Annotated in this window: 7 protein-coding genes; 2 read left to right on the top strand and 5 right to left on the bottom strand. The window is 42.1% G+C overall.

Annotated elements, in window-relative coordinates; all coding sequences use genetic code 11:
• Positions 1-1,767, bottom strand: coding sequence for a pyruvate kinase (pyk, locus tag AC5590_RS03590; RefSeq protein WP_169263057.1), 1,767 nt, complete (start codon positions 1,765-1,767; stop codon positions 1-3).
• A 286-nt stretch (positions 1,768-2,053) separates the two neighbouring features.
• Here pyk and crtR point away from each other — a divergent pair, with 286 nt between their 5' ends.
• Positions 2,054-2,956 (top strand): beta-carotene hydroxylase, encoded by a 903-nt coding sequence (crtR, locus tag AC5590_RS03585; RefSeq protein WP_169263056.1) that lies wholly within the window; start codon positions 2,054-2,056, stop codon positions 2,954-2,956.
• Positions 2,957-3,024: 68 nt separating this feature from the next.
• Here crtR and AC5590_RS03580 read toward each other — a convergent pair whose 3' ends face one another.
• The 4 genes from AC5590_RS03580 to AC5590_RS03565 all read right to left on the bottom strand — a co-directional run bounded on the left by AC5590_RS03580 (position 3,025) and on the right by AC5590_RS03565 (position 9,320).
• On the bottom strand, positions 3,025-3,240 hold the full coding sequence (locus AC5590_RS03580) for a transposase (protein ID WP_169263055.1): 216 nt from the start codon (positions 3,238-3,240) through the stop codon (positions 3,025-3,027).
• Between the two features lie 167 nt (positions 3,241-3,407).
• Complete coding sequence (locus AC5590_RS03575; RefSeq protein WP_370460525.1) at positions 3,408-5,969, bottom strand: phytase; 2,562 nt, start codon at positions 5,967-5,969, stop codon at positions 3,408-3,410.
• Positions 5,970-6,455: 486 nt separating this feature from the next.
• Entirely contained in the window at positions 6,456-7,307 is an 852-nt protein-coding gene (locus AC5590_RS03570) for a response regulator transcription factor (protein WP_169263053.1), read from the bottom strand.
• 36 nt (positions 7,308-7,343) lie between these two features.
• Complete coding sequence (locus tag AC5590_RS03565) at positions 7,344-9,320, bottom strand: scytonemin biosynthesis sensor histidine kinase (RefSeq protein ID WP_169263052.1); 1,977 nt, start codon at positions 9,318-9,320, stop codon at positions 7,344-7,346.
• 1,318 nt (positions 9,321-10,638) lie between these two features.
• Between AC5590_RS03565 and scyA the strand changes: the two genes are divergently transcribed.
• Positions 10,639-12,510, top strand: a complete 1,872-nt coding sequence (scyA, locus tag AC5590_RS03560; protein ID WP_169263051.1) for a scytonemin biosynthesis protein ScyA — start codon at positions 10,639-10,641, stop codon at positions 12,508-12,510.
• Positions 12,511-12,523 lie beyond the last annotated feature (13 nt).

Below are 12,523 nucleotides of genomic sequence, written 5' to 3'. Positions count from 1 at the left end.
TTATTGCCCCATTGCACCCGAGTAAACCAAACCGCGTTGCATATCCATCGTTAAAATCGTACCATCCCGAATCACTTGAGTTGCCTTTTTCACACCGACGATCACTGGCACACCAAGACGTAAGCCAATGACTGCTGCGTGACTAGTGAGACTTTCTTCCTCAGTAATAATACCGCCAGCTTTGCGAATAGCCTCAACAAAATCAGCACTCGTACCTGAGGCAACCAAAATATCTCCGTAATTAAAGTTACTAGCATCAATGCCAGTATGGACGACCCGGGCGCGACCACTGACAGAACCTTGTCCCAGTCCAATCCCCTGACCGAGTACCGCCGTCACAACTTCAACCTTAATCAAATCTGTAGATCCAGAAATCCCTTGGAGAGTCCCAGCAGTCATCACGACCAAATCTCCCTCAGACAAGAGTTCTCTTTCTTGAGCAACGTTAATAGCTGCTTGGAATGTCTGACCTGTGGAAGGGAGTTCTAACATCAACAACGGCTTGACTCCCCACACAAGTTGCAACTGTCGGGCGACATTCACATGAGGTGTTACTGCTAGAATAGGTGTTTTGGGACGAAATTTGGAGACATTGCGCGCTGTTGCTCCTGATTGGGTCAGAGTCATAATTGCTGCGGCTCCAAGCTGTTCTGCAATTTGACCGACAGCTTGGCTGATGGCGTTAGGGATGGAATGTTTGGTGTCTTTCGCCTGACTAGCGTTTGTGTTCAGCCACACCTCTTGTTCCATCCGTTCGGCAATTCGTGCCATCGTTGCTACAGCTTCTACTGGGAAATTACCGACAGCGGTTTCATTCGAGAGCATCACCGCATCTGTACCGTCTAAAATTGCATTTGCCACATCGGACACTTCCGCACGAGTTGGACGGGGGTTGTTAACCATGCTGTCTAACATCTGGGTGGCGGTGATGATCGGAATTCCCAAGCGATTAGCGGTTGCAATCAGCCGCTTTTGTAGTACTGGAACATCCTCTGCGGGTAATTCTACGCCCAAGTCACCTCTTGCCACCATAACGCCATCGCACAAACTCAGAACAGCTTCCATTTGTTCTATGGCTTCGTGCTTCTCAATTTTGGCAATGACTGGTACTTGTTTGCCCGTACTGGAAATGAGTTCTTTAATTTCTATCATGTCTAGGGGATTGCGGACAAAGGAAAGTGCCACCCAGTCCACACCCTGATCCAAACCGAACATGAGATCTTCTCGGTCTTTTTCGGTCATTGCTTTGACAGATAGGTAAACTCCGGGAAAGTTCACCCCTTTATTGTTTGAAAGTACCCCTCCTACAGTAACGCGACAGTGCAAATCTCCTTTTTCGCGGTTAATCTCTTCTACCAACATTTCTACACGCCCATCATCAAGGAGAATTCTTGCTCCTGCGGGGACTTCGTCTGCTAAATAATCGTACGTGACGCAGCTAATATCTTGTGTACCAACAACCGGACGATTGGTTAAGGTGAAGCGATCGCCCTTCACCACCACTATAGATCCGTTTTCAAACTTTCCTAAGCGAATTTTTGGTCCTTGCAAGTCTTGAAGGATAGCTACCGGTTGATTCAGTTCAAAGGCGGTTTGCCGAATGAGGCGAATATTACGCTGATGATCAGCATGACTACCGTGAGAGAAGTTTAGTCGCAACGTTGTCGCACCAGCTTCAATAATAGCTTTGAGCATTTCTGGGCTGCTGGTGGCGGGTCCAATCGTAGCAACAATTTTTGTTCGGCGTACAGAATCTTTTAATTGCATAAAAGCTAAATCAAGGGAGCTACTCTGGGAATTATCCTAAATCAAAGAGCACCAGTTGTCTGTTGTTGGTGAGTCAATCAATAATTGTCGCACATTCACCTGTCGGGGAATGTGGGCTTGCAGTTGATTTGATCAATACTCGATACTTACGAGCGTAGTACTCCATTGTTTCCCACCACACGCAAATTTATTATCCGTCATTTTGCATTGCAAAACTTCACTTTCCTTATAAAAAAGTGGCATTATCTAAATACTATCTCTCGTTAAAGCAACAAGGAGGTTCATAATGCTGACGTCGGAGGCAAAGAAGCCACTGACAGTTCCGCCAAAGGAATTTTTAGCGCCTCCGGGTGATTTTAATCCGACGCTGCTGATGTTTTTAGTAGCTGTGGCAATTCTTGTATTATCCAATTTTGGTTACTGGATCTGGCAATGGCCACACTGGTTATGCTTTTGTGCAAACACTCTTGCTTTGCACCTTGCAGGAACGGTGATTCACGACGCCTGCCATCAGTCTGCTCATCGTAACCGAGTCATTAACGCCATGTTAGGACATGGCAGTGCTTTGATGCTAGCTTTTGCTTTTCCTGTATTTACACGAGTACATTTGCAGCATCATGGTCATGTGAACCATCCCGAAGACGACCCAGATCATTATGTTTCCACAGGTGGTCCACTTTGGCTGATTGCGGTTCGCTTTTTATACCACGAGGTATTTTTCTTTAAACGGCAACTTTGGCGTAAATATGAGCTACTGGAATGGTTTATCAGTCGCTTGATTGTGATTTCAATCGTTTATATCTCAGTTCAGTATCACTTTTTGGGTTACATTCTCAATTTTTGGTTCATTCCAGCATTTATCGTGGGGATAGCACTCGGTTTATTTTTTGATTATTTTCCTCATCGTCCCTTTGCTGAACGCGATCGCTGGAAAAATGCTCGCGTCTATCCCCATCCAATTCTCAATCTCCTGATTATGGGTCAGAATTACCATTTAATTCATCATTTATGGCCTTCCATTCCCTGGTATAATTACCAGCCCACATATTATCTCATGAAGCCTCTTTTAGATCAAAAAGGCTGCTATCAATCTATAGGTCTTTTACAAAAGAAAGACTTTTTTGAATTTGTTTATGACATTTTTTTAGGAATTCGGTTTCATCACCACAAATCAACAAAAAAGGAGTAATTAAGTAGGTCACGCGCTCTTCGAGCTTAAATTCAAAATGCAAAATTCAAAATTCAAAAAAAAGATTCTTAATTTTGAATTTTGAACTTTGAACTTTGAATTGTTTTGTGACCTCCTGAGTGCAGCTTTGCTTCAACTGTGTCACAAAAGCGAAATCGCCTCAGCACACTCTGAACGAAACTTAAACTTACACTAAACCGTTTTGCTAGTTGTCGTTGAGAGCCTTCTTCATTGTTGTAAGCATCAATAATTTTTTGGCGTAGTTCGGTAGAGTAAGTTTTCATTTCGATACACGTTGATATAGTGGATTTACTCACACTATATTTCACTCAAGTGAAAACGGCTATAATCACGCTGATTCTACTTGTTCATCAACCAAAAGTTGATGAAAATCCAGAATCGCGTTTTTTGTGTTAGCTTCTTCGCCGTAAGCTCCGCACCATAAAAGTACTCACAAAGTCACATCACCAGTCAAGTTGTTACCGACCCCAAGAACAGAAGATGATTGGATAATATCGCTGCCAGCACCACTATTGAAGAGGTTAGTATTAGGAGTGCGGGGGTTGTAGCTGCTGATGTCAATTGTCAATGGGTTGGGGAAGGCGTAAGCAATGTTCTCCCAAGGCACAAACTTAAAGTTGGTGTTGACGTTTTCACCATCGACAACCTTCGCAGGAAGATTTCTGCCATCCTGAGTAATAAACACACCATAGGGGAAGTTGGCACCCAATGGTACGTTGGTAACATCCGCACCATCTGACTCTTGAACGCTGTCAATTGTTCCATTGTTACCAACACCAAAACGACCCACGAAGTCATTTTGACCCTGACGATTATAAACTGCAAAGGTGCTGTCACCTTGGCTAGAAGCTAGCAGGTAACCTGTGCCATCTTTACCATAATAGATGGAAAGTCCTTCCACATCGTCTTCCACATAGCTGCCGCCTAAGTCTTTAACTTTATCAATCAACGTACCAGTTGCCCCGCCGTTTGGTTCTGCTTGATACTTCCAAATTCCTACATCTTCCTGACCAATGTAGAGGAAGCCAAGTTCTTGGTCTGCCACGGTTCCCTCAAGTTGGGCATCACGTCCAGCCGTCGTGGGTACTGTAAAATTACGTACTCTCTCAGCACCAATCTTACCATTACCTGCGTCAATCAATTTGTACTGTCCAACATCTCCAGTTTCTCTGCGATTGGCAAAGACGTAGTAATCATCTGTTACTGGACTATGGTACAAAGCTATACCATAAGCACTCCGCGATGATGGTGAGTAGGGAGGTTCAAAGGGTAAGGATTGGAATAAAGTACCAATGCTACTATCTGTGATATCTTCCAGGTATTGACCGGAGGCTTTGGCAGAGGGATTGATTTTGAAGATAGCCAGTTTATCGTTGTTTCGGTCTGTGGCCACGGCAATATCAACAGAATCACCGCCTAACTTAAAGCCATATTGCAGGTCAATATTGTTGTAACGGATATTACCTGGGTTAAATTCTTGTAACAGGTTACCAGACAAGTCATAAACTCGTAAACCTGCATTTTTGACTGCTGTGAGTACTAAGCTTTGTTCTGGATTAGAGGAATTTACGTAGATAGCGGGGTCATCCGCATCGGCGCGTTGGTCACGTGGTAAATTTGGGTCATTCAACAAGTCAGGACGGGTTTCTACAGTAGGTGCTACAGTAGGAACTAAGTCTGCATCCAAAGCGAGAATTTGAGTAAATTGAGTCTGGCTAAAGTTGTTGTCACTCACCAAAACGATCGACTGACGACCATCATCCAGTTTTGAACCAAAGGCAATGCCTTCAATATTATCTGTACCTGTAGGTAAGTTGAGTGAGTTCAGGTTTAACAGTAAACGCTTCTCGGCAGGTTTAATATCTGCTAGTTGTTCAGCACTGAGATTATTAAGAGAATCGTAAGACTTGATATCAGTTGCTCCTTGCAAGCTGACTTCGTAGATTTTGATGGTATTTCCAACCCCTGCAGAGAAAGAGCGCTCTAATGCTAGTAGTGTACCTCGGTTATCAAGTGCGAGTAAATCTACTAAGCCATTATCACCTGAACCAGTGGTGGGGTTTGGTGAAGTGGCGATAGCATCAGTATTATAAAGATATTCCTTTTCTGGCTGTCCGCTTACCAAGTTATATTGCAGAATACGAGAACGGCTTCCATCGGTGAGTGTAGCAGTAAGACCATCTTGGAACAGAGCGTTTTCTGTTGCTGTGTATAAGGTCTTTTGGTTAGGCGTAATGGTGAGACTCTCAAATGCCAAGTTGTTGCGAACACCTGATAGTTGAGTATCACCAGCATCGACAACACCGTTTCCATTAGTATCTTGCACGACGGGAAGAAACTTGCTGGGAACAGGTAAAGAACGTACTTGCTGTCCTGTGGTTAAAGAAAATTCATTGACGAAAGGATTTGTCACTCGACCTGCACTGATATTCACCTCTCCTTCAGAAGAAATGAATACCGTATTATTTTTGGTTAAAGCAATGCCTTCAGGATCAAGACTGTTGAGTAGGAACTCTTTTCCATTCTCATCCTTGAGGGTAGTCACATCTGTGAATCTGACACTCAAGTCAGTTTTTTGAGGAGACGGAGTTTGTAGGGTAAATGTATAGAAGCGGGCGGGAGCAATTTGGGAGCGGTCATCTGAGATAGTATAGAAGCGATTATTTGCTGCATCGTATGTAACTCCCGACAGTCCGCCAACGGGAGTTTCTTTTCCATCCACGGTTCCAGCAGTACCATTGGGGACAAAGCTGGTGGGGAAGATTGTTTGTCCTAAAAAGTCTACATTTGGAATTGTCTTACCTGGTTCTGTGGGTGGTACCTGTAAATCAGCCCATACCAAGCGATGGTCAGAACTCGGTAAACCACCAGGTAAGCTAGAGTCGTAAGTACCCACCAGTGGGAACAGTGGATCGGTGACTAACTCACCTTCCGCGCTGTTGTTAGAAGAAGCATTGAACTGTGAAAAGGGGACTGTGTTAGTGGTTACCATAATATTCGTCTGAATAAGCATCAACTGCAAAGACAAGCTTTAGATTTGGGACAATTAGCGATTTACAAATAACAAAATTGCGCATTCCTTCTATAAAGAAGGGCAGATTCTCAAATTATTACCATCGCTATTTGTATTAATTTCTATTCAGCACCATCAAATTATCTTAGTTACATTAAGAAGTAGATAGCAAAAGGTTAAGACATCAGTAAACTTGTAACGATCTTTACTTCTTTTGTTAATTAACCAGCGGAATGTGGAAGCTATGCTTATCTCTGCCGAGATGAAAAACACACATCCCCCACTTCTAAGAGTTGTGGAGGATCTTGTTTTGTTTTTCACGTTGATGCGTAGCCGGCAAGGTAGGGTTATGATTTACAAGTGTTATATAGGAACCCTGCCTGATTTATGAATAAAATTTCAGATAAAACCTTGAGAAAAGGGGCTTTTCAGTCTCAGTATGTTTTCAAAAATGAAATCAGAGTCCTATAGATTTAGTGAAGTTTTATAATCTTCGACTTTGCTATTGCAAATCAGTTGATGCTCTTTTCTCCAAGTTTGAGGAGGGATACCGTGATGTTGACGAAACTGGCGGGAAAAATGACACGCATTTTGATAGCCGAGTGCTAAAGCAATTTGCTCGATTGTTTGGTTAGTATCTTGGAGTAAAGAACGTGCTGCTGACATCCGGCGCTTGACAATCCAGTTGTTGACTGTTTCTCCTGTAATTTTTCCAACTCTGTTAGTCAAGTAAGCCGAAGAGTAACCAACTGCTTCAGCTACGTCACACAAAGTGATACCTTGGTCATAATTTGCCTCTATATAGTCGAAAACTTGTTTGAGTTGCGGTATGGAAGGAAAGATAGATTCTGAGTCCACTGATGAAGTTGTGTCTGTTACGACTGGTGCTGAAAAATTCTGGCAGCAAACAGTGTACCAGTGCTCCATAAGTTTTGTCTGCTTTTCTAATCTGACTGCTATGGCTTTCAGTAACTGCTGTACTGTACAAGGCTTGGTAATATAGTCATCTGCTCCCAATTCCATGCCTTTGCGAAGAGATTCGTTACCGGCGCTACCAGTGAGAAAAATAAAGGGTATAATTGCAGTCACAGGATCTTGACGGAGCGTTCTGAGAACCTCAAAGCCATCCATATCCGGCATCATAATATCGCAAATCACTAAATCAGGTAGATGCTCTTGTGCTTTTTGGATGCCAGTAGTACCATTTTCAGCATCTATCGTGTCGAAACCTTCCGCCTCAAGACCGTCTAAAAACATTTTACGGCTCATGGCATTATCTTCAATAATTAGTATTTTTTTTGGCGATTTGTTTATCATGTCCAATTGGTAGATTTGATGTCTTTTAGCTAAGAGTTAAGAGCTAAGCGATGGTAGATTGACAGTAAAAGTCGTGCCAAAACCAACCACACTTTCCACGGTGATTTCACCGCCATGTAGATCTAGGAGAGTTTTTACAATCGATAAGCCCAATCCAGTTCCAGGTATACTGTCAATATTGCTGCCACGATAAAATGGCTCGAATATTTGTTGTTGATCTACTACCGGAATACCAATACCTGAATCTTTAATCTGAAAAATTGTTTTTTCTTTTTCACAGCAAAGTCTAAAAGTCACCGCGCTATTACTTGGTGAATACTTGATAGCATTCGAGAGTAAGTTAGTTAATATATGGTGTAGCAGTTTTGGATCTAAATAACCAGTAGAACAGTCACCTTGCCTAAGAAATTTAATAGCTTTTTGGTTACCGTTTGCTATCTGTAGCTGTGCTACGATATCTGTGCAAAACCTCTCCAGGTTGAGTTGTCTTGGCTGACACTCCAGTCTTGCAGATTCCGCCTGACCGTATAATAGAATTTCATCTAATAATTCACTAATTTGCTGAACAGCAACTTGAATCAAATCCAGATACGAACGATTTTTTTCTTCAGTCCATTGGTGAATATGACGCCTGAGTAAATCAGCAGAAAATGAGACAATGTTGAGCGGAGTGCGGAATTGATGGCAAAACATAGAGACAAAGCGTTCTCTGAGTTCACTTAGTCGTTTTGCTTGCTCAAGAGCTTGATGAAGCTCTGATTCTGCCTGCTTATAATCTGTAATATCAATCGCTGTCAGTAATTCGACTGACTTATTTGCGAAATCCAGCACTCCATCCAGTACTCCCACTGTACAGGCTAGCCAGCGCTCCACACCATTTTTGGTTCTAATCTGCATCTCCTGATATTCACTGTAGCCTGCTCCATTCTGCTTGTGAACCTGCCTAAGCTTTTTGCTTGTAATAAGTCGGTTGATATCAAAGTTATTGAACAATTCTTTTTTTGGATAGCCAGTGAGGATCTCTGCTGCAGAATTGGCGTAGCAAATGCGCCCGTCGCTAATTAGAAAAATACTCGCTTCTGTAGTTTCTGCCAAAGTACGAAATCTGGCTTCATTGAGTTTAAGCGCTTCTTGTGTTTTTAGAGACTCAGTTACGTCCCAGATACTCCATACTCTACCGATAATTTTGTCTCCAAGCCGTTGTGGCTCAGAGTAATGTGCGAAGACTCTGCCATCCTTCAATTCCACCAAGTCATAGCTTTCTTTATCTGATTGAATAGGCATTTCCCAAACAGCCTGAATAAAAATCTCTGGATATTTAACTTTGTTCTCAAAAAAGCTTTTTGCTCGGTGACATTTCTTAGACAGGCTCACTGAGTTTGGACAAAGTTGCCACATCTCCATAAATTTCTGATTGTAGCAAAGGATTTCTCCTTCAATGTTGACTGCAAGTATGCCATTTGCAGTGGATTCCAACGTTGAACTAAGTAGGGAAAGAGATGTTTTTAGTTCGGTTTGTGTTCTTTGATATTCAATAACTTCTTGCTCGAACTCTTGTTTTGGATCAGAGGTTCTGTCAAGATACTGTTGTACGTTAAAGCCTACTAATTCATTACTACTACTACGAGCAAAGGCACAGGCAAATTCTTTGCCTTGATACTCTATATAAGTAAGGTTGATTTCTACTAGAAAGACTCGACTTGTTTTTGTTTGATATCTAGATTTAAAGGTGAGAGAACCTTGTTGCTTGAGTGCTGCCCATTTTTCTGACCAATCTTGTGCCGAAAAATCTACATCTATATCTTCCACTTTCATTCGGAGTAGTTCCTCACGGGAATACTCACTTATACGGCACATGGCATCATTGACGTAGATAATTTGTGCATTCAACCCCACGTAAAAAGCAGCATCTGCAACTTGATTAATAAGAAATTGTGCCAGCTTCAATTCCTCTTCAGGTTCGATTACTAATTGATAATCACTATCAAATAACATAGACCCACCAAAACTCATCACCCTTTGCTACCCCACTGTATAATTTTGAACTTTAAGGGTTTATAGACTTCTAAATCGAAATTTCATAAATTTGCTGTTACGTTTTATCTTCTGGACTACATAACTTTATCAAATCTTTTGAAAAATTAATATAAATTTACAATAAAGTTATGATTATTAATTTTTGTTTGTATGAAATATAACTACTTACTTGACACAACTTGAAACGATATGTTAAATACGCTTACAAAAACTAACTTGCTCTATATTACGTATTAGTTATTACTTTTTGTTTTCTGTTTAACATTTGCTTTTTAATCTTGTAACTAGCCAAGAGTGCTATTAGCTTAAGGATTTCTGTTGGCTCATTAGTTGCAAAAATCAGTCGATTGCTCCTAAACCAGTATTAAGTTATGTACTTAAAAGCACGTTTGTACAAGTAAGTGGTCTTCAGCTAAGAAATTACCGACGAAGTTGGCTGAACCTCCGATAGAGAAGTGCGATACCTCGCTTGAAGTGGTAAATTCTTTCTCTCAAACCGTCTAAATTGGTTCATCTGAATAAAGAGCAAACAAATTTCTAAATTTTCATGGCTGAATTGCTTTTAGTCAACTTAATTTGTTTTGATTTACTCTTTTATGAATTCAACTACAAAATATTTTATAATATCATCTGTCAAAAGATATACCATAAAAAGTCAAAAATATGTATCTACCAATACTCATCTATCTTGAGACAGATTATAGTACAACCGAAATGAGTGTTTTTGATCAGTAAATTTCTAATTAAAGAAAGTTTGGTGGCAAAATGACTACAATTTATTTCAAATATCGAGTAGGAACAGCCAAAACATTAAATTTTTCTTAAGAAAAACAGCAACTCTTTTTTGTGGTGATTTTATCCACCGCTTATCCTGAGTTTTTCTCAGATCACTTGATTTTTGGGTAATAATTAGCACATGTAAAAGATTTAACAAAATAACATACTGTAAACTACCAAAAGGTAGAGAAAAGTCGTTTCGATAGTTATACATATCATATTTAGTACAAACGAAAAATCTGACAACCTAATCAAAAGATTTTTCATTGCAGTAAAGTATCTAGCTTTTGTAGTCTTGTTTCCATAAGCACAGCCTCAATTGTTTAACTTCTTCGCAACAAGTTTTTTACTGACGAAAAAACGACAACTCGTCTTTGCCAGGGTTCGTCAAACTGGGTCGTGAAAATGTAGAAAAAATAGGGACATGAGGGATACTTAAGGCTAGGCTGTGTGTGCAAGTGCAGCCTGAGAAAGCAAATTGGTAGCCTCTCCAACAATCAGGGAACATGTAGACACAATGAGTCAAAATTTTACTCAGACAAATTCTCAAGCCGACACTCACCAACACGAGGTGTACCAACCAATTGACTCTCCCAAAGAGCAGACAAATGGTAATTCCAATGGTCACTCCAAAAGTGCAGAAGTTTTACAAAAGCGATCGCTGACAGTTTCAGATGCGATCGCCAACATGATGGAAGATTTGGGAGTCAGCTGCGCCTTTGGTGTCAATGGGGGTGCGATGGCAGGTCTTTGGGGATCGCTATCCAATAGCCTCTTACAAGTGATGAACTGTCGTCATGAGGCTGGAGCTGCTTTTGCAGCAACTGAAGCGTACTTTGCTAGTGGTCGTCCCACCGTAGTATTTACTACTGCAGGACCAGGCATAACCAATGCTCTGACTGGATTATTTGCTGCTAGAGGTGAGGGTGCGAAAGTCATTTTGCTGTCAGCTTGCACCTCCTCACCACAGCGCGGACGGTGGGCAATACAGGAAACCAGCAGCGACACTCTGCCAACTGAGGGAATTTTTACCTCAGGAGCGCTGTTTAACTATGCTACTACTGTGGAGAGTGCTGCACAACTGCCACAGATTTTTCGCAAACTGGCTCTGGGTATGTCACAACCAGGAGGCTTTGTCGCCCATTTGAGCATTCCCACCGCTGTGCAAACAAGTCCGCTTGATAGGACGCTTTTGTTCCAAGGAATTAATTGTTCTTTGGTAGTGCCACATCAAGAAACAATTGTTAAATGTACACAATTGCTATCAGAAGGACCGTTTGCCATTTGGGTAGGTTTTGGTGCCCGTGGTGCAGCAGAAGAAATTCTCCAATTCGCCGAGCTAACCGGGGCAGCAGTTATGTGTTCACCCCGTGGGAAAGGTATTTTTCCCGAGGATCATCCTCAATTTGTTGGGGTTACAGGCTTGGGAGGTCATGGTTCCGTTATGACCTACATGCAACAGCAAACACCTTTACGAACACTTGTGCTGGGAACGCGTTTGAGCGAACCGACTTGCTTCTGGAATCAAGCACTGGTTCCCCCAGGAGGATTCGTGCACGTCGATATCGACCCAACAGTTCCAGGAGTCGCGTATCCAGAAGCGGAAACCTTTGCTGTCCAATCAGACATCAAAGCATTTTTACAAGCGCTGTTGCAATTTGACGATGAGTTTGTAACCAGTACGCCAGTTACATCTTTGTTACCTCGTCCTGAAGGTCAGACAATTCAACCAGGTTCAGACTCTCCAGTCAGACCAGAGGTGTTGATGGAAGCGATTCAAAAGGTAATCATCGATAACAGCGATGCCATAGTGATGGCGGAGTGTGGTAACTCGTTTCTTTGGTCAACACATTTACTGCAATTTGCAAGCGCAAATCGTTACCGCATCAGTACCGGAGTTGGGGCTATGGGTCATGCTGCAGCGGGAGTTATCGGAGCAGCAGCCGCACGCAATAGCAAAGCAGTCGCCATCGTTGGAGATGGAGCAATGCTTATGAATAATGAAATCAGCACAGCTGTGAAATACCAAATTCCTGCCGTCTGGATTGTTCTCAACGATGCTCGCTACAACATGAGCCACCAAGGCATGGAAATGTTGGGACTCAAAGGTGCTGATGCATCAATTCCGCAAGCAAATTTTGCTGTGATAGCTCGCGGTATGGGAGCCGAAGGAATCCGCATCAGCAAAGAAATGGATGTTTTCTCAGCCTTAGAGCAAGCAATGGCAGCCACTGGTCCAATCGTTGTCGATGTCGTGATTAACCCAGATAGACGCGCACCCTCCAAAGGACGCAACGTAGGTCTGGCGTTACAAGGAATCAAGTCAACTCCAGCCCAAAAGACCGAATTGCAGGTGTTATTTCCACAAGTATCATTTCCCAATGCCTAATTACAGCAGCAAT

The organism is Brasilonema octagenarum UFV-OR1, from assembly GCF_963888615.1.
GTDB lineage: Bacteria > Cyanobacteriota > Cyanobacteriia > Cyanobacteriales > Nostocaceae > Brasilonema > Brasilonema sennae.
The sequence above is the reverse complement of the archived record's forward strand: the minus strand, read 5'-3'. Positions and strand labels throughout refer to the sequence as shown.

Bases quoted from the DNA above. Each gene is read 5' to 3' on its own strand.
- AC5590_RS03570 (WP_169263053.1), bottom strand. From the start codon at position 7,307: ATGATAAACAAATCGCCAAAAAAAATACTAATTATTGAAGATAATGCC.
- crtR (WP_169263056.1), top strand. From the start codon at position 2,054: ATGCTGACGTCGGAGGCAAAGAAGCCACTGACAGTTCCGCCAAAGGAA.
- scyA (WP_169263051.1), top strand. From the start codon at position 10,639: ATGAGTCAAAATTTTACTCAGACAAATTCTCAAGCCGACACTCACCAA.
- AC5590_RS03580 (WP_169263055.1), bottom strand. From the start codon at position 3,240: ATGAAAACTTACTCTACCGAACTACGCCAAAAAATTATTGATGCTTAC.
- AC5590_RS03565 (WP_169263052.1), bottom strand. From the start codon at position 9,320: ATGAGTTTTGGTGGGTCTATGTTATTTGATAGTGATTATCAATTAGTA.
- pyk (WP_169263057.1), bottom strand. From the start codon at position 1,767: ATGCAATTAAAAGATTCTGTACGCCGAACAAAAATTGTTGCTACGATT.
- AC5590_RS03575 (WP_370460525.1), bottom strand. From the start codon at position 5,969: ATGGTAACCACTAACACAGTCCCCTTTTCACAGTTCAATGCTTCTTCT.